A 20,281-nucleotide genomic window follows, 5' to 3' on the forward strand; every position below is an offset into this window, starting at 1 on the left:
GCTATAACCAGCCCTCCTCCATTTATTCCTTTAAATTCTCTGCAAATATAGGTAAATATTTTTTACTGACCTAATTTCAGCAATTTAATCTCTTTAATTCATTAATTGATAAACAAATATTCCGATAAATACTAGAGTTAAAATGACATCGTAACCTGTTGTTAAAATAAATCCTACGAATGATCCAAATGCAGATTTCAATGCTACTTTTGGCTCTGCTGCGCTAAAAATTAATTCACCTAACAATGCTCCCAAAAATGGACCTACTATAAATCCGATTGGTGGGAAAAATAACCCAACAATTAACCCAACAATTGAGCCCCAAATCCCATACTTTGTTCCTCCTAATTTCTTGGTCATATAAGCTGGCAATAAATAGTCTAGTAATGCGCCAATTAGGACAAATAATCCTGCTATAATTATCGTTCCCCAATTGTAACTACAATCTCCACTAAATTTAAAGACTAGCAATCCTACCAATGCCAATGGAGCTCCTGGTAAAACTGGTAATACTGTTCCGATTAATCCTACAACTAGTAAAATTCCGCTGATTATATTTAGTATCGAGTCGTTATCCATGTTTTTGTATTTTTAAAAATGTAACTTTGTACAATTCAATTCCATTCTATTTATATGAAACTGCTTGTGCAAGATAAATCTTTTTATGAAGAATTTTCTGATGGTGTAAAGTTTTTTTTCAATCAATATTTCAAAATTGATTTGTCAGAAAATTTATTCACTTTTTTTGAAATTGTTTCTTGGATTTCAATCCTATTTATTATTGATTTTATTTTAAGAATCATCATTCTTCCTTTGCTGAAAAAGATTAAAAATTTTACGGAGAATGATTGGATGAAATTTTTGTACATAAACAAAGTCTTTACATCTGTCATCCATCTTATTCCGACTAGTTTTGCATTAAGTATGAACGTTATTCTTTTTAAGGATGATGGTAATATTTTTCATGTAGTACAACGAATCACCGAATTAATTTCTTTAATTCTGTTTACGCAGCTTATCTTCAGAGTTATTAATACAATTATTGATGTTTACAACGAAGAAAACAGCTACACAACGGTTGGTGTAAGAACTTTTGGACAAATGTTAAAATTTATTGTTGTCTTTTTCTCCATTATTTTGGGTATCATGATTCTGTTTACTGTTGAACAAAATACCATTATAACAGTATTAGGAGCATTAACAGCTGCAGTTTTATTGATTTTTCGTGACGCTATTTTCGGTTTTGTATCTGGACTACAAATCTCCTATTCTAAAATTGTAAAAGTTGGAGATTGGATTACCATTTCGAAAGGAGATATCGAAGGAATCGTCAAAGAAATTAACATCAACTTAGTGAAAATTGAGAAGTTTGATAAATCAATCGCAACTGTACCAACTGTAGATTTGGTGTCATCACAAGTAACTAATCACATGGCAATGATGGCGACAGGAACACGTCAAATAAAACGTTCGGTTTCATTTAACGTCAATTCATTTCAGTTTTGTAACGAAGAAATGCTAAATCGTTTCGAAAATATCACTTTAATACAACAATACATTCAACAAAAAAGGCACGAAATCTCTTTATATAATCAAAACATCGAAAATTCTGATTTGGACATCAATGGTAAAAATTTAACCAATATTGGTGTGTTTAGAATTTATGTCGAACATTATTTGAAAAGTTTAAAAACAGTTTCTCAAAATGATCCAATTATAGTGAAACAATTACCCGTTTCTCCACTTGGAATGCCTCTAGAAATTGGATGTTTTACAACTTCAGCAAATAATTCAGAATTCGAAAGAATTCAGTCCGATATTTTCGATCATTTGTTGACAGCTTGTCGTAAATTTGACTTAGAAATTATGCAAAGCATTTCGCTTTCTGATATTAAAAAATTATAACATAAAATCATGACTAAATTAAGTGTTAATATAAATAAAATTGCCACAATTCGTAATGCACGAGGTGGAAACACGCCAAATCTTGTAGAAGCGGCAATCAAAATTCAGGAATTTGGTGGACAAGGAATTACAATTCATCCACGTCCAGACGAACGTCATATTCGTTACCAAGATGTGTACGATTTGAAACCTGTTGTAACAACTGAATTTAATATTGAAGGGAAACCGATTGATAGTTTTATGGAGTTGGTTTTAAATTCAAAACCAGAACAAGTTACCTTGGTTCCTGATGCAGAAGATGCGATTACGTCAAATGCTGGTTGGGATACAATCAAACATTTTGATTATTTAACGGATGTGATTAAAACGTTTAAAGATGCTGGAATCAGAACATCTATTTTCTTAGATCCAAATCCTGCTTTAATTGAAAGTGCTGCGAAAACTGGTGCAGACAGAATCGAATTATATACAGAAGAGTTTGCAACACAATATGGTTTAGGGAATCTTGCAGCAATCAATCCTTATAAAGAAACGGCAAAATTGGCAATCGAAAATGGCTTGGCTGTAAATGCTGGACACGATTTGAGTTTAGATAATATCGAATATTTTATTCGTGAAATTCCAACAATTGCGGAAGTTTCTATTGGTCACGCCTTGATTTCTGAAGCGTTATATTTAGGTTTAGAAAATACAATACAAGCGTATTTACGTAAAATTGAATTAGCAAATTTGTAAAAAATGGCAGAAATCTTACACAGTAAAATTGTTGGTTCTGGTGAAAAACATTTATTGGTTTTTCATGGTTTATTCGGACAATTAGACAATTGGAGTACATTAGGAAAACAATTTGGAGAACATTTTACGACACATTTGATTGATTTGCGCAATCACGGGCGTAGTTTTCATAGCGAAGATTCTTCTTTAGCAGCAATGACACAAGATATCGTGAATTATATGGATGCCAATTCTATCGAAAAAGCGCATTTGTTGGGACATTCACTTGGCGGAAGAATTGTGATTGATTTTGCGATGATTCATCAAAATAGATTAGATCATTTAATCGTTGCTGACATGGCTCCAAAAGCGTACCAACCTCATCATAATGCGATTTTCAAGGCGCTGAAATCTGTTAATTTTGATCAAATTGAAACTCGAAAAGATGTCGAAACAACCTTAGAACAATTTATTCCTGAAATTGGTGTGCGACAATTTTTATTAAAAAACGTATACAATGCAGAAAACGGGAAATATGCTTTTCGATTCAATTTAGATGTTTTAGATAAATATTACCAAGAAATGATTGGTTCTGAATTATTGAAAGGAGAATTTGATGGTCCAACTTTATTTTTGGGTGGCGCAAATTCTAATTACATCATGCCCGAAGATGAAATGATGATCAAAAATCGTTTTCCGAATGCTGAAATCAAGAAAATTGCAAACGCAGGACATTGGTTGCATGCAGAAAATCCGAAAGACTTTACAGCAGAAATCTTAGATTTTTTGTTGAATAAATAAAAACTAAAAAGCGAAATTCAACTTGAATTTCGCTTTTTTATCTTACTATCATTCTGTCCAATATAAATATAAAACGAAGAATGCTATTTTACTCTTTCAATAACGACCAATGGATATACTTGGCATCTCTGCTTAACTCTTTAAAATTCAATTTTTTCAACAGATTAATAGAACTAATGTTAGTAATTAAACAACTCGCTGTAATTTCTTCTAACAATTCGTTAGAAAAAGCCCATTTAATCAATCCTACAGCAGCTTCCTCTGCATATCCTTTTTTTCTTTCTGCTGCTACAAGTCCGTAACCGATGTCACAGCTTTTCTCTACAAAATTTAAACCTTTAAACCCTATATCACCGATTACTTCACGCGTAGATTTCTTGATAATCATCCACGACTCAAAACCAGTTGGATAATCCACTTTAGCTAAATTATTCATAATTCTAGGTAAAGTATCCATCACAACACGATCTGGCCAATCAGTTCCTCTAACTAAATTCAACTTATCTAAATCAGAAAAATTATTCGCTAATATATTTTCACAAAACTTTGTTGTAAATGGAATTAAAAGCAATCTTTCTGTAGATAATTTCAGTACTTGCAAACTTTCTAAACTCATAATTGATGAAATTTTACGATGTCAAATTTAAGCAAATCATTTGTCAATATTTTATGGGGTGAAAAAGTAACTAATTCTATATTTTTATAAATAAATCTAATTAAATAATCTCGTCCCTGAAATTTAGTCGAAATTACTTTTCCTTCAAATTTTCCTTTCTCTGAGATGACAATTTCCTCTGGATAAACTACAACATTAGCTGAATTAATCTCCAGACTCTTTGCGTCATTCAATATATTAACATAACCAAAAAGTTTTGCCACATATTCTAATACAGGAAATTCTCTCACCTTTTCTACCTCATCAAACTGAATCATTTTTCCTTCTTGAAGGACTAATATTTTATCAGATGTATAAAAAGCATCATTCAAATCGTGTGTTGTAAAGATCACCGTTATTTGATGCGCTTTACACCAATCCATAATTTTTTCTCGAATAGTCAATTTCAAGGTTTGATCGAGATTAGAGAAAGGTTCGTCTAACAACAAAATTTCGGGCTGTTGAGCCAAAGCTCGTGCAATAGAAACACGTTGACGTTGTCCTCCACTTAATTTATTCGGAAAAATATATTTGAAATCTGACATTTCAACAACTTCTAATGCTTCGTCAATACTTTGTTGTTTAAGCTCTAAATCGAAATTACTTAAGAATTTTCCTACATTTTCTCCTACAGTCACAAAATCTAACAAATCATAATCTTGTGCTACATATTTCATCATTTCATGGCCTGGAATAAGATTGTAAGCTGGTCCACGTAATTTTTTGGTTTGATATAAGATTTCTCCTTCATTAAAATCTAACAAACCATAAATCAATTTCAGTAACGTTGATTTGCCACTTCCACTTTCTCCAATAATACTAATTACCTCACCTTTTTCTACAACAAAATTGATATCAGCTACCACATTTTTGTTAAAATCAGGATAATTATAATTAAGATTCTGAATATTTAGCACGATTGAATAAATTTTGATTATTTTTGATAAAGGTATTTAGAATTATTCAAAATGATTTATATAATTATTTCATTAATTGACTTAAATCAATACCTAGAATCAATTTAAGTGATAATTTTGAAAAAAAATTAATAAAAGCGATATGAAAAAATTATTTTTAGGCCTTGCCGTAGTTTCTGCAGTTGTATTAACATCATGTGATAACAAAACTGAAACTAAAGCTGCTACAGAAGCACAAGAAGGTGCAACATCTACTGAAGGTGCAACAGAATATGCATTAGACACAACAACTTCTGTTGTTAACTGGAAAGGTGGAAAAACTTTTGATGATATTAAAAAACCAGAAGAAGGACACTACGGAGTAGTAAAATTAAAAGAAGGGTCTGTAAAAGTAAATAATGGAGTTTTAGAATCAGGTAAATTAGTTGCTGATTTTGCTACTTTCGAATCTAAAGATTTAGATGCTGATGCAGAAAGCAAAGGAAAATTAGACGGACACTTAAAATCACCAGATTTCTTAGATGTAGCTAAATTCCCAACTGCAACTTTCGAAATTACTGGAGTTAAAGCTTTACAAGGAGCAGATTACAATACAGAAATTTCTGGAAACTTAGATTTCCGTGGAGTTCCTAAAAATGTAACTTTCAAAGCTAACGTAACTGTTGATGCGAATGGAGTATCTATCAAATCTGAAGAATTTGCAATTAACCGTAAAGATTTCGGAATTACATTTACAGGAGCTGGAGGTTCTATCGTAAAAGACGAAGTATTATTACAAGTTGATTTAACTGCGAAAGCAGCAGCTACACCAGCAAAATAATCAAAACGTAAAATAGTATAATTTAAAGCCATACATGAAAATGTGTGGCTTTTTTGATTTAAAATGTTAAAAAAAATAATTTCTTATCATTTTTTATTGTGAAAATTAATTGAACTTATTTATATTCGTACTCATAATTAATAACATACATTAACAAAACAATGAAAACAATTAAGTTCTTCCATTCGGAGGAAACATTTAATTACCAAATTGAAAAAGCACTTTGCAAAGTCGTTTTTCAGGGAAATAAAAAATGTTTATTGGTCGAAATCCATTCCAATGATGACTTAGAACACGTAGAAGGAGATTCGTTACAGAACGATTTTCCTCAACTTTCTTTCTTTATCGATGATTTTCCGTTAGATGTAGAATCTGTAGAAGAATTAAACGGTAAAAAAGTTTCTATTCCTTATGGTTTTGCAGAAGAAGAGGACGAAGAAGGTGAAACAGTAGAAGTTTATTACACAACGTTGAATGTTTCGGAAGAAGATTATGAAACTGTCAACAACGAATTAACGTTTAGTGTAAATGACGATGGTATTTTGACTCTTAATTGGAAAGGAGAAGTGCAAGATTTTACTGAAGAAACAGATGGAGATATTCCTTTTGAAGTAGAATGTACTTTTGAAGAATTTGAATTTAATGAAGATGATTTCGAAGAAATAGCTCAACCAAAATAATCAAAAAACGGCGCTGAAATAGCGCCGTTTTTTATTCTTATATAATTGATATTATCTTCCTTTCATAAAAATCCAAGCCAATAATCCCCAACCTACAACCATTAATAAACCTCCAAGTGGTGTAATTGGTCCTAAGAATTTTAGATTTGCTCCCCAATGATTGGCAAACGAAAGCAAATAAATACTTACAGAAAATATAAATGTACCTGCAATAAGACACCAAGCTGCAGAACGTTCTAAACTTTTATCGAACTGAAAATACATTCCGATCGCTAACAACGCAATCGCATGATACATTTGATAACGAACACCAACCTCAAAACTTACCAATTTATCTTCTGGCAAAAATTTCTTGAATGCATGCGCGCCAAAAGCACCCAAAATAATTGCTGTCATTCCGTACAAAGACGCAATTGTTAATACAAGATTCTTCATGATATTTCTTTTTATTTATTCCGTTTTCTTTTTTCCTGCAACAAAATCCTTCAAATAATAAGGTTCGAAATAAGCAACATCTTCGAATTGTTTTTCTTCAAAACGATTCTCTGCTAATGAACTCATCCATTTAGCTGACGGAAAAGTTTGTACAAAAACAGCATCTAAATGCGCTAAAACCTCTTGACATTTTTCAGCGCCATCACCTACAAAAACAATCTTTTTCCCTTTCAATTCTTCAAAAGAAGTCTCGTCAATTACCTTTGCTTCAGTTTCTGTTAATTGATTTCCTTGTGTATCAAATTGTGCTGTATAAACTTCCATACGACGCGCATCAATCATAGGTATTATTATATCATAGCCTTGATTAATTTGAGATTCTGCTAAAATTTGAAGAGAATTAATGGCTAATAATGGAAGGTTAAGACCAAACGCAAATCCTTTTGCAGACGAAACTCCAATTCGCAAACCTGTATAAGAGCCTGGTCCTTTCGAAACGCAAACTGCATCTAGATCTTTCCACTCAATTTCAGCCCCATCAATACACCAATCAACAAATTGATTTAGTTTTTCTCCATGCGCGAAACTTTCTGCACTTTCTTCAACTAAACATAGTTGAACACCGTCTTTAGCAATCGAAACTGAACAATTTTTTGTTGAAGTTTCTAAATTTAAGATTGTTGCCATGATGCAAAGATACATCACGAAAGTTAGAAGATTGTCTAAAAAATAATGATTTTAGAATAGGTTTTGGCGAAATTGCTACGTTAAAACCCTATTTCGACTCCAACGTAATCGGAACTCCTGCATAGAAATCTAACACTTTTTGTTTAAAAATGTAGTTGTATTTTGCTTGTAGCATTTGCGATTCTGATACCATCAAGTCATTTCGCGAACGGTTAAAATCATATTGATTAATTACGCCAGCATTATACGATTTTTGAGCAAAATCATACGAAATCTTTGCATATTTCACTGCTTCCTTTGACGAATCATAAGATGCAAAAGAACTATTAACTTCGAAATAAGCAGATTGTACATTTTTCTGAATTTCTTGACGAGATTGCATCAAATTATTCTTTGCTAAATCTTGATTGATTAACGCTTTCTGAATATTAATTTTATACGAATATTGATTCCAGATTGGCACAATAACACTCACTCCAAAAACACCTGTTACATTATGTCCTAATTGCGTTAGAAAAGCATCTTGACGTAGTCTTTTGTTAAAATATTGTAAGTAACTTGTTCCGAAGTTAAAGCTACCTGTAACTTTAGGAAACAATGAGGTACGCGTTATCTCAGTTTGTTTTACAGCAGATTCTATTTGCAACTCTGCATATTTTACTGCTGGTTGATTTGCATAAGCATATTCTAAAACATCATCTAAATTATACAACTGAGAAGACACATTATCTGGCAATTTAACACTAACTACATTAAATTTTCGGTAATCTTCTAATTGTAACAACATAGCCAAGTTAAACAAAGCGCGTTCTATTTCAATTTGAGCATTTACCACCTCTCTTGTATTTGTTGCAACCTCAGATTCAGATTGTGCCACAATAGATTGTGCTACAGTACCGGCTTTAAATTTCTTTCTGTTTTGATCTAATAATAACTTAGAAATATCCAAATTACCAACCGCTACTTGTTTCAATTCTTTATTCAGAAGCACTGCCAAATAATAATTGGCAACTTGTAACGAAATATCATTTACAGTAATTTCTGTCTGTGTTTTTGCAGCTTGTAAATCAATCTCTGCTTTTTCTTTGTTTAGTTTTACAACTCCACCACTGTAAATATTGATACTTGATTGCGCACCAACCGAATGAGAAAATTGATAATATCCTTTATCAATCGTTGGATTATAGGAACCAATCGTAAAACTATTATCCATAGTTCCCGAAACTGTTGGCAACCACGAGTTATACATCAACTCTTTGTCCTTATTAAAAAGCTCTTCGTTGATTTTATTTTGCTGAACCGTCAAGTTGTTCTTGTTCGCATACATAATGCATTGTTCTATTGTCCAATCTTCTTGGGCAAAAGAATAAATTGATCCTAAAAATGTTAGCGCAAATAATAGACGTTTCATATAATCGTTAGTCAGAAATTTAAAGATATAAAATAAGTCGAATTTCTAAACAATATGTTACGAAATTCGACTTCAAAAAGGAGAAAAAAAATTTTTCTATCCTTTAATTTTTGATGCAAGTGCAAATTCTTCTGCAAAAGCTGCAATTCTTTGCGCTACTTCTTCTTCATCAGTTGCTCTTTGGTAAGAGCTAGACATAGAGATTAAGATTTGGTGAAAGAAACGTTTCATATCATCTTGTGTCATATCTTTTGTCCACAAATCGATACGTAAAGCCTCTTTTGATTTATCATCCCAAACAGAAAGTAACATTGCTTTTGTTTCTTCGTGACTAATTCCACCATCTGGTGCATTCCAAGTCATTTTTTCTGGAACATTGTTTTCATCTAATTCGATGTCTACAGAAATATTTGTTGTTCTCATAAAATTCAAATTCTACTATTATTTTATAAAATGATAATTTTTACCATTTATTGATTTCGTTGTATATGTTGATTCGCTATTTCCATCTAAAGCTGGTTTATATTTCGAATCTTTAAAGATTTTTTGTCCATCCATATCTTCCAACAATGCTTTCAATTCAACCTTAGGATTCTCTCTCATGTATTGACGAATAATTTGCCAACCCAACCAAGCACCAATTTTCCCTGGAGATTCTTGCTCTATTTCGTTGTTAAACTTAGAGAAAGGAGCTGTAACCAAAAAGCGTTTGTCTAATGAAGCATCCGAACTAAAAATATAATTTTGTTCAACAAAAAAGTTCCAAATCTGTCCTTCATTTGCTATACACCACGCTATTTGCTCTGGCGTGTAACCCATTTTATATTCGTCGGGCGTATCAGTTAACAAAGCATCTTGCAAAATTAACTTCTTTCCTTCGTAAATAATTTTATCAATAAATAATTGATTTCTTGGGCTAAATGTCACAATATCATTCGCAATTGCATCTACTGCCTGCGATGGTAAACGATCTATTTCAAGATTTGTGCGTAAATAACGATCAACTCTTATGCTATCATATAATTTATTCTTTTCGCCCAAATAAGCATCCATTGCGATAAACATCATTCCAGATTGTTGACTAAACATCACTGGATAATCTATATTTTGCAAACCAGATGAATATGTAAAAACTGTTGGCGTTTTATATTCAGGAAAATAATATTGATAACGCTGAAACATTGGTGTAAGCGTTTTATCAAGTTGGCTATAATCTCCAAAATTCTTCTTTGCTAAACTATAAATAGCTAATTCTTCTTTGTTTTTACGTTGTTTTTCCCAAATACTATCATGCGTCTTTTCATCAAAAAAGAACGGATATTCTTTGCGTAAAGTTGCTAACGGAATTGTATCGTTAAAAAAATCTTTACTAATATCATGAATCGTCAACTTTACGTTTTGTTGTTGAACGTCAACATCCCACGACTTTTCTTTTTTACATGCTGTAAATAAAATTAAACTCGCAAAAGCAAGGCGACAAATAAATTTCATTGCGTTGGTTATTTAGCAAACAAAAATAGGAAATAATCTGTAGACTATTGCACATTAAAATTTTGAATGATTCTTGAAAAGTTGAAAAGCTTTCTTCTCATATTATACTTATATTTGAGTTAAAATAACGCATATGCAAACTGAAAAAGTTGTACAATATATTGTTTCTTGGTTAAAGGATTATTTGGAAACCTCACATCAAAAAGGCTTTGTGATTGGAATTTCTGGTGGAATAGATTCTGCAGTAACCTCAACACTTTGTGCCATGACAGGTTATCCTTTGCTTAATTTGGAAATGCCTATTCATCAAGAAAAAAATCAAGCAAATAGAGCAAAACGTCATATCGAATGGTTAAAAGCTAAATTTTCGTCACCAATTGATTCGATTGAGGTAGATTTAACTTCAACATTTGACGCAATGGTTTCAGCATTACCACAAACCGAGGCTACTGATAAAGTAAATTTAGCTTTGGCTAATACACGTTCTCGTTTGCGTATGACAACCTTGTATTATTTTGCAGGTTTGCACAATTATTTGGTCGCTGGTACAGGAAATAAAGTCGAAGATTTTGGTGTTGGTTTTTATACAAAATATGGTGATGGAGGTGTTGACCTAAGTCCGATTGCTGATTTAATGAAATCTGAAGTGTATAAAATTGCAGAGTTTTTAGGTATTAATACCGATATACAAAAAGCAAAACCAACCGATGGTTTGTTTGGCGATGATCGTTCGGATGAAGATCAATTAGGAGCAAATTACGATGAATTGGAATGGGCAATGAAAGCGAAAGAAGCTGGAAAAACTGCCGATGAATTTGAAGGAAGAGAAAAAGAAGTTTTCGAGATTTATTTGAGATTAAATCGTATCAACCAACACAAGATGGTTCCAATTCCGATTTGTGATATTCCTGAGGAATTGATGAAGTAAGTGAACAGGTAAAACATATTCCGAGTTTCGAAATTCGAACTTCGATAAAACTTATAACTAGAATACAATTTAAAAGCAAGCGAAAGTTTGCTTTTTTTGTTTTTGATGAGATGTTGAAACGAGTTCAACATGACTTTTAGTTATGTCATTCTGAATGTAGCTCTAGCGGAATAAAGAATCTCAGATTCCTCCTTTCGTCGGAATGACATTTGAAAAAACAAAAAACTCAGTAGAACTACTGAGTTTTTTTATGTTGTAAATAATATATTACAATAATGTATGCAATGGTGATTCCGGATAAGTTTGCCATAAGATCTACAAAATCGAAGCTTCGATGTAAAAAAGTTAAAGTTCCTTGTAAAATCTCAATCAAAAAACTGATTGAAAATGGAACAATAATTAACCGAAGATCAAAAATTTTGTAGCAGCAGAAGAACAAAATCGTCATCAAACCAAACATGCCAAAATGTACAACTTTATCTAAATTATCAATCTCTAAAAAGATTTCTAATTGTCTTATTTTACTAAGTTTAGAAAAGTTTTCTTGCGGAAGAAGCGTCAGATAAAATACTAACGCTACATACGCAAAGAATATTATTTTTTTTGTCTTATGCACCGATTAAATCTCCGTAAGCAGCAGCGTCTAATAAAGCATCTAATTGAGATGCGTCTTCAACTTTTACTTTGATAATCCACCCTTTTCCGTAAGGATCAGTGTTGATTAATTCTGGCTCACCTTCTAATTCAGTGTTAAATTCTACTACTTCTCCACTAATTGGCATAAATAAGTCAGAAACTGTTTTTACTGCTTCTACTGTTCCAAAAACTTCTTCTTGACCTAAAGTTTCTCCTTCAGTTTCTACATCAACATAAACGATATCTCCTAACTCACCTTGTGCGAAAGCAGTGATACCAATTGTTGCAACGTCTCCTTCTACAGAAATCCATTCGTGATCTTTACTGTACTTTAAATTGTTTGGAATGCTCATAATTGTTTGTTTTATTGTTTTTAATTTCCGAATGTAAATGTAGCACTAAATCCGGCACGAATCTGAGAAATTGGAAAAGCTGTTGAAATTTTATATTTACTCATCATCTGATCCCAGTAAAATCTCACGTTAAGACTCTTACTTACATTATAATCTGCTGTTAATTTTAATGACATAATTCGTTGTCCACCAGTAATCTGAGAATCTCCATAAATACTTGTTGGTAAATTTTGATCATTAAAATTATAAACTATTTTACGAATCGTGGTTTGATTGTCGCGTAAAGAAAAATCTCCACGAATATTTAAATCTCCTTTGATTGTTTTTTGATTTCCTTGGTAACGAATCTTCATTTTGAAGTCTTTGAAAATATATCCAAATCCTACAATATACTCAGAACCATAATCTTCTGTATATGTATAGTTTGTTGTGCTTAATGACAACATACGATCACGGTTATATTGCGCACGCAATTGCATACTGTTACGGAAAGTTAAATCTACACCTAACAATGGCGAAAAAGATTCGATCATCGTTACAGCTCCATATAAATTCTTTGTGTAATAGTTACCATTATCATCCTTTCCTGTTACTGTACCGCCATTCATCACACCAGCATCTAACATATAATTTGGATTAGATTGGATTGATGAAGCTGTGTACGTAGAATTGTAAGCACTTAAGATTTCTACATTATCAAAATATTTGTTTACAATTGGTATAGATTTTAAACCTGTATATGTTACACGCCAGTTAGGAACTGGAATTGTACGGTTGTATCCTAACTTAGACGAATTAGCATCTTTTCCTTCTACTGCTGCTAAGAAAGCTGGTAAAATAACATCAGAACTACGAGCATTAAAACCTTCATAATACCCTAATCCATCTTGATTACTACCACGTTGTCTACCTAAACGATTAGAGATTGTTCTTGTATTATCTAAGAATTGATTAAAAATTAAATCTCCATTCTTGAAAGCCGTTTTTAAGCTTACCGTAGAAATATTAAGGTTTGATAATTCATCAATATATGGGTTTTCGACATCAAGATTGAAACCTGAATGATAAATACGACGATCTTTCATTCGCTTCGCATTCAAGTCAATTCGTAAATCTGGAATTGGCTCTATCAAAGCAGTTGCTGTAAAGTCTGATCCTTTTGTTAACTGATAAGCATCTGTCATCAATTCATCATTTACAATCAAACCACGTTCTATTAATTGACGTTTAATATCGAATTGTGTTCCGTAAACAAACCCTAAACTTGGTCCATTTTTACCATTTACACCAAAGAAACCTGGCTCGTACAATAATCCCGGAATAAATGCTCCGTGACGTTGATTAAACGTAAAGTTGGCACGTTTTAGTGACGATAAAACCATCCAACCGTAATCTTTTGCAGTAAACTTGTTTTTAAACTTATATTGTGATTTCTTATTGCGATTACGTTTCTTCGCATAAAGATCAGTATAAACTTGATTCAATGAATCTATTTCTTCACGACGACCTTTCAAAATTGAGTCAAATCGTTTGTAACCTTTAAATTCTGGATAAAATTTAGCGAAATCAAAATCACCGATTAAATTAACCGAATTAGAGTTTTGCGCTGTTCCACGTCCCAAATCTGCAATACGACTTGTTACATTTCCGTTCGCATCTACAACATCCGTTTCAAATCTGCGATAAGCCGTTGGCGTTGCCATCCAATTGTAATTAGATGTAAAACCTAACTCAACATTCATAAAACTTAAATACGGAAAGAATTTGAATGGTAATTTATAATTGACCTGAAATTGCTGATCATATTGTACTGGACGTCCTATTGTAAACAAATTTTGCCAAATCAGACCTTGATCTGCTTTCTGAAAAGTTGTTCCATCATTCAAGGTCATTGTTGAAGATGTTAAATCTAATCGCAACGATTTTGTCAAGTCAAATCCTAAATTATATTGCCAATTGAACAAGAAATTATTGCTATAAGTTGGCTGAATCAAAGATGAACTCGACGATCCTCCAGTTAAATATTGGCTAATATCTCTGTATTGTCTTTCACTATATGTACGCGCAATTTCTGTACGGAAAGCAAATCTTGTTGGTAAAGGATTGATATTAAATTCTCTAATAAATTGTAAATACTTACCAGATTCTTCTTTTTCTTGTGCTGCTCGCCAATTTTTGAATGGTTGATACGATTTTCCTTTAAACCCAAAATTATAATTAACAGAAGCTCTTAACTGCTGATTAACATTATATTGTGTGTAAATATCTCTATAATAATTATCCGAATACATCATCGAAACAGTAAAATTCGATGGATCATAAAAACGTACTGGATTATTATTTTTTGTTGATCTTACTTTACGAATATTGTTAAAAGCAAAACTTTTGAATTGTGTATAGGTACGTACTACTTTTTCTAATTCTGCTTTATTAGGCGCTTCGTCAAAAATAATATCATTATCTAATGGGTTATATTTCGGATCAACAAAACTTTCTTGAATTGTAAAGTTAAACGGAACTTCCATTCCCCATTTCTTAGGTAAAAACTTGTCTAATTTTATTTCAGCATTCAATGCATATTGCAATGATTCGTCTTGATTTCTTCCTGACGGACCTTGATCTATCGCTCCAAAACCAACCGAACTTGTACTACCAGAAAGTTGCACATTGGCAAAATCTCCTAAATTAAACTGTACATTGGCTGCAGCAGCATAACCACCGTCATTGTCAATTTCGCTTAAGCGTAATTCGTTCACCCAAAGTAAAACTTCTTTGTTTGACGCTCCAGAAGTGTTACGCACACCAATCATCATCGACGATACGTTGCCTAAAGTTGGACGTCCTTTTACATAAACTGCTTTATTTGGATTTTGTTGATCAAAAGCAAAAGCATAACGCTGTAAAGTACTAAAAGACTCTAAATCACGTTGTTTTTTGGCATCTGTAAACAAATCTGTTGTAAGATCAATAAAGTTTTCGTCTGGCCAAATTGCACTTTCTGTCGAAGCACTTTGTGGCGTATATTTTACCGGAATTTCATATTCGTAGTAGTTATCAGTATAATCGCTACCTAAACGAATAAATAATTTTGTTCCGTTGTCTACTTGACTATTTGTACGATCTAATAAATCTTGAGCAGATACAAACATTTGTAATTTTTTGTATCGTCTCAGATCTAAATTCGTATTCTTGAAAATCGCTTTTGATGTACTTCCTGGTTTAAATTTCGCTTTTAACGTCATCGACGCTTCATTCTGCGATTGATAACCTGTTGTACCTTGCGTTTGCTCACGGTAAACACCAGGAGGCATTTTATATGGAGGACGATCACCATTATTACGCTCAATACTTACTTCTCCAATTTCTAAATCATCTATATTTTGATCTTGAGATTCTCCTTCTTGATTATTAACAATTAAAGGATAAATATTTTTTTGATAACGTCTCCATTCAGAGCGTACCAAATCAAAAGTACCAAAACGTAATGTTGTTTGCTCATCAAAACCGCGCATTACCAAACGCATATAACGCGCTGCTGTCAAAACGCTTTCTGCCTGAGAAATTGAAGCAGGATTATTTAGCTCCTCTACACCATCTCCGTCAATATCCAAGTCAAAATTATCAACAGGAATACGAACTTGATACCATTTTACTTTATGTGAAGATTTGTCTGGAAATTCTCCGTCAACTTCTTTTCTTGCTACAATAAATTTATTTTCAGGATCATTTAAACTTTGACGATCAATTTTTAATGTGTACTGATTATAATTTTCAGTTTGATCTAAGTTAAAATCTCCATTAATATCTTCTGTATCGGGCATTAAAGACGAAGCGTGTAATGGGTTTGATGTCGAGTTGTTTCCTTGCGGATTACGGAAAAATCGGTAACGATCTTGCACCGTATTTCCGATAGAAGAACTTTTGAAACGATCATCTAAAAAGAATAAATAATTATCATTTGCAGGGTCTAACTCACCTGTAACAATATTATTACTCGAAAAACCATAACGATTAACCTCTTCTTGATCTGTTAATCCATTAAATCCTAAATCTTGTTCTTTGCGAGCTGCTCCTTCTGTGTCAAAAGCATAAAGAATTGGATTTAACTGAGGCGTTTTACCCCAATTTGTCGCAACTGTTTGCGTATTATTGCTAGAATGAGGCATTCCATTTTCGTACATCAACTCACCATCTTTCAGCACATCTTCAGATACATTTCCTAAATGAAGTAATAATTCTCCATTTCCTCCATCTCCGTCTGCATACGGATCCATCATCCAAAATTCAACATATTCGACATTAGAATCTTTGAAATTTGAAACTGAAATAGGACGCATTACAGAAGCCCAATTTTTGGTATCTGTTGCCATTGGATTTACATTGTACGGACCTCTTTCTTGTGGATAAAACGTCATATCAAACGTGCTGATATACGAATTAGTACCCGCCATTACATCTCGCTGATCAAATAACTCTTTCAACTTTACACGGCGAGATTTATGCGTCGACATTTGCTGATCTGATAACGGCGAACTACCACCAAGACCATAAAAGCGAGGATCGATTGTATACCACGAAAGCATTTTTCGTCCGTTATTGAAACTTAAATCATCATTTTTGTTTCCATTTGGAAAAAATGGGTGATAATTTGTTCCTGATAAACCAGCTGGCTTTCCTGGTGTAGAACCAAAACGCCAAGCACCTACATCTAAAATACTGATACGAGATTGCGCATCTTCGAAATCATCGATGTAAGAATAACCACTTGTTACTTTATTTACACCTGGCATCAAATAAGCAGCTTCTGCCTGAACGGTGATGTTCGACATTTCATCTGTTTTGATTCCAGGAATTTTATTTGTTAATCGTGTTAACCACTCCGCTTCGGAGTTATACTGTGTATTTAGTCCAAAAATTGTATTATTAACTGGTTCCGAACCAAATTGAGTTTTTTGCGTAACTGGACGTTCTTGGTAATTAATTAATGTACCACCTAACATAAATTTATCGCTAAACTTATGTTCGACATTAATTCCCATAAAACGTTTTTTCTGTAAGTTGAAAGTAGATTGATTCTCTAAACTTACATTAATTGGAGCACCAGAGTTTTTAAGTTGATCATTAATAATCTTAACTCGTCCCAATTGATAATCTACTGTATAGTCAACACCTTCTGTCAAAGTTGCTCCACCAGAAGTTACTTTTACAGAACCTTGTGGTACATTGAAAGCTCCTAATGGAATACCATCAGAAACGGTTCCTTTGTAGCGACCTTCTATTGTATATCGGTTGGCTAATTTTTCTCCAGTTAAAGTATTTGGTAACTGATCATAAATTTCGTTGAAAACATACTCAGGATTTTGGCCTTGTAATTTTTTAGTCAAATTTGCCCCAAAAGGCTCAACAGTTGTGAATATAATGTTTCCTCTTTCGGTATCAATTGTTAAACCAGGTTCAAAATCGAATAAACCATCTCCAAATGTGCCATTCGGATTTTGTTGTACTTGCCTATTCGTATTTAACCTATCCATATTCATTACCTGAAGTAATGGTTGTTCAGCTACAGCCGAGTTTGGAAGATAATTTAATTTACCAGAAGAATTTTCTCCATTATCCTTGAAATTAATATTCAACATAAAATCCTCATTCGAAACTCCGTAAGCATTTAATGAATAAATATTTTTCATCATCAAATCCCACATTGGCGAAGCCACGTTTACGGCAGAATTTGGTTTGATTAATTTCGCAATAATTGGTTTATCTGTCTCATTAGACATTTGCCCAACAGTGTATAATTTACCTGGATCTGAGCTTAATGTATATTGAAAAGAAACCGCTAATAAATCTTCCCCATCAACCAAAGGTGTATTTAAGGAAACATATCCTAATTTTGGATAGAAAGTAAATTCAGAAGGATCAAGTTTTCGTACACTTTCATTGACAACGAAATTTTCGCCATCCTGAAATTGCTCACCATTATAACTGTACCCATTCAAGAAATTTCTTGCATCACTAATCTTTGTAAAATTCTGGTTTTTAATGTCATTAAATAATCCATTATTACTATTATTTGGTGCTGCATTACTTTCTGCAATATCTCTAATCGCAATTACCGAACGTCTATTTTGCTGATTACCACCAGATTTATCAACTTTCCAAACTTCGATATTACTAATATTAATATTACTATTGATCGCTGGATAATTGGACAAAGCTCTGTCGTAAGAATTTCTGAAATATTGTCCTAAAAAGAAATGTCGGTTGTACTCGTATTTTTCCGCTGCAACTTTAAAATCTGTCATTACACCACCACCTTGTACAACGATGTTTTTTGCCTCAGAACGTTGCTCAGAAAAAACAGCAGTTACGTTTGTACGTCCAAATTTGAGATCAGTACGAACTCCAAAAAGCGACTGCGCACCTGTAATTAATGATGTACTTAGCGGCATCGAGATATTTCCTAACTCTACGTTTTGTAAAATATCATCTTCTCCACCAAACGGATCTAATTTTGTTCCTAATGCTTTTCTCCACTGAAGTTTCATTTGATTCTCAAACCCAAAACCGGCTTGTGTATCATAATTCACTTTCATTTGTAGGTTTTCACCTACTTTACCCAAAATACTCAATTGCATACGTTGATTAAGATCCATCGTAAGCGTTTGTCTATTCTGAGGCAAAAGCATAGGGTTATCTATTTTTTGTAAGAAAACGCCTAAATCAAGATTTGCGTAACCTTGTGGAATCAAAGAAATTTCTGATCCACCAAAAATCATTTCAAAAGCTTTCGATTTTACTCTAAAACTTGGTAAAATATTGCTCTCTTTTTTCCCTTCTTTATCTCCAAAACGTTGTTCACGATAAAATTGATCGTTGGTTTGCGATTTGGTTCTAAAATAACTCTTCATATCTTGGTTTTGTACCAAAGTCAAATATTCTTGACGAGTTAAATAAATAGGTTCTGAGACTAAACTTGTCCCAATTTGTGGGTATAAGATATACTGACGCTTTATCGCATCGTACTGAACATCGTATTTTACTTGATTATCTAAAAATAATCCTCCTTTCTGATCTCGGATAGGAAACTTTAGTGTGTCACTTTCTTGCGCTACAACGTCGCCCATTGCTCCCATTACAAAAAGGAAACATAATGCTGCAATTGTAGAGCCTTTACGAATAGATTTTGGTTCGCGGTGAATCTTCATTAAATTTTCTTCAAGGTTTCTTTTACTAAGAATTCTACATCTGCTTCTGGTGTATCTTGTAGGATTTTGTCCATGATTTTTTCAGCAGATTTTTTCGGAATTCCAAGAACTTCTAATGCAGATAACGCTTCATTCTTAGATTTATTTTTTGAAGACCCTGAATTAACATCTAATATTAAATTTTGATCCAATTTATCTTTTAGATCAATGATGATTCTTTGTGCTGTTTTGGCTCCAATTCCTTTTACACTTTGCAATAATTTAGCATCCTCTGAAGCGATTGCCGTAGCAATTTCTTTGGAAGAAAGTGTTGAAATTATCATCATTCCCGATGCTGGACCAACTCCATTAACACTAATTAATTTCTGAAAAATTTCGCGCTCTAATTTTGTTGCAAAACCATATAAAATGTGTGCATCTTCGCGAACAATCAGATGTGAAAAAATTGTAACTGCTTCTTCGTGTTCTAAAGTTGAGTATGTATTCAATGAAATATTGACCCAATATCCTACACCATTGCAATCTATTACAGCATTTGTTGGGTAAATTTCGATTAATTTACCTCTTAATTGTGTTATCATTCTGAAGTTTATTTAGTTATACCACATATAGTGATAACGCCAAAATTACAATTTATTTTGTA

General features: G+C 32.7%; 18 protein-coding genes. 6 read left to right on the forward strand and 12 right to left on the reverse strand.

From position 1 onward, the window contains the following. Positions 1–93: 93 nt before the first annotated feature. Entirely contained in the window at positions 94–579 is a 486-nt protein-coding gene (locus tag QHG34_RS10355) for a DUF456 domain-containing protein (protein ID WP_282630113.1), read from the reverse strand. A 54-nt stretch (positions 580–633) separates the two neighbouring features. On the opposite strand from QHG34_RS10355, the gene QHG34_RS10360 reads away from it, so the two are divergent. Genes QHG34_RS10360 through QHG34_RS10370 form a run of 3 tightly spaced genes read left to right on the forward strand, consistent with a single transcriptional unit; the run spans position 634 to position 3,420 of the window. Further along, entirely contained in the window at positions 634–1,905 is a 1,272-nt protein-coding gene (locus tag QHG34_RS10360) for a mechanosensitive ion channel family protein (RefSeq protein WP_282630114.1), read from the forward strand. 9 nt (positions 1,906–1,914) lie between these two features. Next, positions 1,915–2,640 carry a pyridoxine 5'-phosphate synthase gene (locus QHG34_RS10365; RefSeq protein WP_282630115.1) on the forward strand — a complete coding sequence of 242 codons (726 nt, stop codon included), beginning with the start codon at positions 1,915–1,917 and terminating at the stop codon, positions 2,638–2,640. Between the two features lie 3 nt (positions 2,641–2,643). Beyond that, positions 2,644–3,420, forward strand: a complete 777-nt coding sequence (locus QHG34_RS10370) for an alpha/beta fold hydrolase (protein WP_282630116.1) — start codon at positions 2,644–2,646, stop codon at positions 3,418–3,420. 88 nt (positions 3,421–3,508) lie between these two features. Here the strand turns inward: QHG34_RS10370 and QHG34_RS10375 are convergent, their stop codons facing one another. Next, on the reverse strand, positions 3,509–4,036 hold the full coding sequence (locus QHG34_RS10375; RefSeq protein ID WP_282630117.1) for a GNAT family N-acetyltransferase: 528 nt from the start codon (positions 4,034–4,036) through the stop codon (positions 3,509–3,511). Further along, positions 4,033–4,992, reverse strand: coding sequence for an ABC transporter ATP-binding protein (locus QHG34_RS10380; protein ID WP_282630118.1), 960 nt, complete (start codon positions 4,990–4,992; stop codon positions 4,033–4,035). Before QHG34_RS10380 ends, QHG34_RS10375 begins: the two co-directional genes overlap by 4 nt. Positions 4,993–5,134: 142 nt before the next feature. Between QHG34_RS10380 and QHG34_RS10385 the strand changes: the two genes are divergently transcribed. Both QHG34_RS10385 and QHG34_RS10390 read left to right on the forward strand, forming a co-directional pair. Further along, positions 5,135–5,812: a YceI family protein gene (locus tag QHG34_RS10385; protein ID WP_282630119.1), complete on the forward strand. Its 678-nt coding sequence runs from the start codon at positions 5,135–5,137 to the stop codon at positions 5,810–5,812. A gap of 161 nt (positions 5,813–5,973) precedes the next feature. Next, positions 5,974–6,492 (forward strand): hypothetical protein, encoded by a 519-nt coding sequence (locus QHG34_RS10390; RefSeq protein WP_282630120.1) that lies wholly within the window; start codon positions 5,974–5,976, stop codon positions 6,490–6,492. Between the two features lie 51 nt (positions 6,493–6,543). Here QHG34_RS10390 and QHG34_RS10395 read toward each other — a convergent pair whose 3' ends face one another. The 5 genes from QHG34_RS10395 to gldB all read right to left on the reverse strand — a co-directional run bounded on the left by QHG34_RS10395 (position 6,544) and on the right by gldB (position 10,516). Next, the gene (locus tag QHG34_RS10395; RefSeq protein WP_282630121.1) at positions 6,544–6,927 is read right to left on the reverse strand and encodes a DUF423 domain-containing protein; all 384 of its coding nucleotides are present in this window, start codon (positions 6,925–6,927) and stop codon (positions 6,544–6,546) included. Positions 6,928–6,942: 15 nt separating this feature from the next. Continuing rightward, positions 6,943–7,614, reverse strand: coding sequence for a tRNA (adenosine(37)-N6)-threonylcarbamoyltransferase complex dimerization subunit type 1 TsaB (gene tsaB / locus QHG34_RS10400; RefSeq protein WP_282630122.1), 672 nt, complete (start codon positions 7,612–7,614; stop codon positions 6,943–6,945). Positions 7,615–7,702: 88 nt separating this feature from the next. After that, a complete protein-coding gene (locus tag QHG34_RS10405; protein WP_282630123.1) occupies positions 7,703–9,025 on the reverse strand; it encodes a TolC family protein in 1,323 nt (440 codons plus the stop codon). Positions 9,026–9,121: 96 nt separating this feature from the next. Next, positions 9,122–9,448 carry a gliding motility protein GldC gene (gldC, locus tag QHG34_RS10410; RefSeq protein ID WP_282630124.1) on the reverse strand — a complete coding sequence of 109 codons (327 nt, stop codon included), beginning with the start codon at positions 9,446–9,448 and terminating at the stop codon, positions 9,122–9,124. 18 nt (positions 9,449–9,466) lie between these two features. Further along, the gene (gene gldB / locus QHG34_RS10415; protein WP_282630125.1) at positions 9,467–10,516 is read right to left on the reverse strand and encodes a gliding motility lipoprotein GldB; all 1,050 of its coding nucleotides are present in this window, start codon (positions 10,514–10,516) and stop codon (positions 9,467–9,469) included. Between the two features lie 133 nt (positions 10,517–10,649). Between gldB and nadE the strand changes: the two genes are divergently transcribed. Beyond that, complete coding sequence (nadE, locus tag QHG34_RS10420) at positions 10,650–11,444, forward strand: NAD(+) synthase (protein ID WP_282630126.1); 795 nt, start codon at positions 10,650–10,652, stop codon at positions 11,442–11,444. A 235-nt stretch (positions 11,445–11,679) separates the two neighbouring features. On the opposite strand, the gene QHG34_RS10425 is transcribed toward nadE, so the two are convergent. Genes QHG34_RS10425 through ruvA form a run of 4 tightly spaced genes read right to left on the reverse strand, consistent with a single transcriptional unit; the run spans position 11,680 to position 20,219 of the window. Then, positions 11,680–12,060 (reverse strand): VanZ family protein, encoded by a 381-nt coding sequence (locus QHG34_RS10425; protein ID WP_282630127.1) that lies wholly within the window; start codon positions 12,058–12,060, stop codon positions 11,680–11,682. Beyond that, positions 12,053–12,433 carry a glycine cleavage system protein GcvH gene (gene gcvH / locus QHG34_RS10430; RefSeq protein ID WP_282630128.1) on the reverse strand — a complete coding sequence of 127 codons (381 nt, stop codon included), beginning with the start codon at positions 12,431–12,433 and terminating at the stop codon, positions 12,053–12,055. Before gcvH ends, QHG34_RS10425 begins: the two co-directional genes overlap by 8 nt. A 20-nt stretch (positions 12,434–12,453) precedes the next feature. Continuing rightward, a complete protein-coding gene (gene sov / locus QHG34_RS10435; protein WP_282630129.1) occupies positions 12,454–19,638 on the reverse strand; it encodes a T9SS outer membrane translocon Sov/SprA in 7,185 nt (2,394 codons plus the stop codon). Continuing rightward, positions 19,638–20,219 carry a Holliday junction branch migration protein RuvA gene (ruvA, locus tag QHG34_RS10440; RefSeq protein ID WP_282630130.1) on the reverse strand — a complete coding sequence of 194 codons (582 nt, stop codon included), beginning with the start codon at positions 20,217–20,219 and terminating at the stop codon, positions 19,638–19,640. The genes sov and ruvA overlap by 1 nt, the downstream gene beginning before the upstream one ends. Between the last annotated feature and the right edge of the window lie 62 nt (positions 20,220–20,281).

This window comes from Empedobacter sedimenti, from assembly GCF_030005555.1.
Taxonomy (GTDB): domain Bacteria; phylum Bacteroidota; class Bacteroidia; order Flavobacteriales; family Weeksellaceae; genus Empedobacter; species Empedobacter sedimenti.

What these genes read in the sequence shown, in the direction of transcription:
- QHG34_RS10360 (WP_282630114.1), top strand. Translation starts at nt 634, where the DNA reads ATGAAACTGCTTGTGCAAGATAAATCTTTTTATGAAGAATTTTCTGAT.
- QHG34_RS10355 (WP_282630113.1), bottom strand. Translation starts at nt 579, where the DNA reads ATGGATAACGACTCGATACTAAATATAATCAGCGGAATTTTACTAGTT.
- gldB (WP_282630125.1), bottom strand. Translation starts at nt 10,516, where the DNA reads ATGAAATTTATTTGTCGCCTTGCTTTTGCGAGTTTAATTTTATTTACA.
- ruvA (WP_282630130.1), bottom strand. Translation starts at nt 20,219, where the DNA reads ATGATAACACAATTAAGAGGTAAATTAATCGAAATTTACCCAACAAAT.
- nadE (WP_282630126.1), top strand. Translation starts at nt 10,650, where the DNA reads ATGCAAACTGAAAAAGTTGTACAATATATTGTTTCTTGGTTAAAGGAT.
- QHG34_RS10375 (WP_282630117.1), bottom strand. Translation starts at nt 4,036, where the DNA reads ATGAGTTTAGAAAGTTTGCAAGTACTGAAATTATCTACAGAAAGATTG.
- QHG34_RS10385 (WP_282630119.1), top strand. Translation starts at nt 5,135, where the DNA reads ATGAAAAAATTATTTTTAGGCCTTGCCGTAGTTTCTGCAGTTGTATTA.
- tsaB (WP_282630122.1), bottom strand. Translation starts at nt 7,614, where the DNA reads ATGGCAACAATCTTAAATTTAGAAACTTCAACAAAAAATTGTTCAGTT.
- QHG34_RS10370 (WP_282630116.1), top strand. Translation starts at nt 2,644, where the DNA reads ATGGCAGAAATCTTACACAGTAAAATTGTTGGTTCTGGTGAAAAACAT.
- QHG34_RS10390 (WP_282630120.1), top strand. Translation starts at nt 5,974, where the DNA reads ATGAAAACAATTAAGTTCTTCCATTCGGAGGAAACATTTAATTACCAA.
- sov (WP_282630129.1), bottom strand. Translation starts at nt 19,638, where the DNA reads ATGAAGATTCACCGCGAACCAAAATCTATTCGTAAAGGCTCTACAATT.
- gcvH (WP_282630128.1), bottom strand. Translation starts at nt 12,433, where the DNA reads ATGAGCATTCCAAACAATTTAAAGTACAGTAAAGATCACGAATGGATT.
- QHG34_RS10405 (WP_282630123.1), bottom strand. Translation starts at nt 9,025, where the DNA reads ATGAAACGTCTATTATTTGCGCTAACATTTTTAGGATCAATTTATTCT.
- QHG34_RS10365 (WP_282630115.1), top strand. Translation starts at nt 1,915, where the DNA reads ATGACTAAATTAAGTGTTAATATAAATAAAATTGCCACAATTCGTAAT.
- gldC (WP_282630124.1), bottom strand. Translation starts at nt 9,448, where the DNA reads ATGAGAACAACAAATATTTCTGTAGACATCGAATTAGATGAAAACAAT.
- QHG34_RS10395 (WP_282630121.1), bottom strand. Translation starts at nt 6,927, where the DNA reads ATGAAGAATCTTGTATTAACAATTGCGTCTTTGTACGGAATGACAGCA.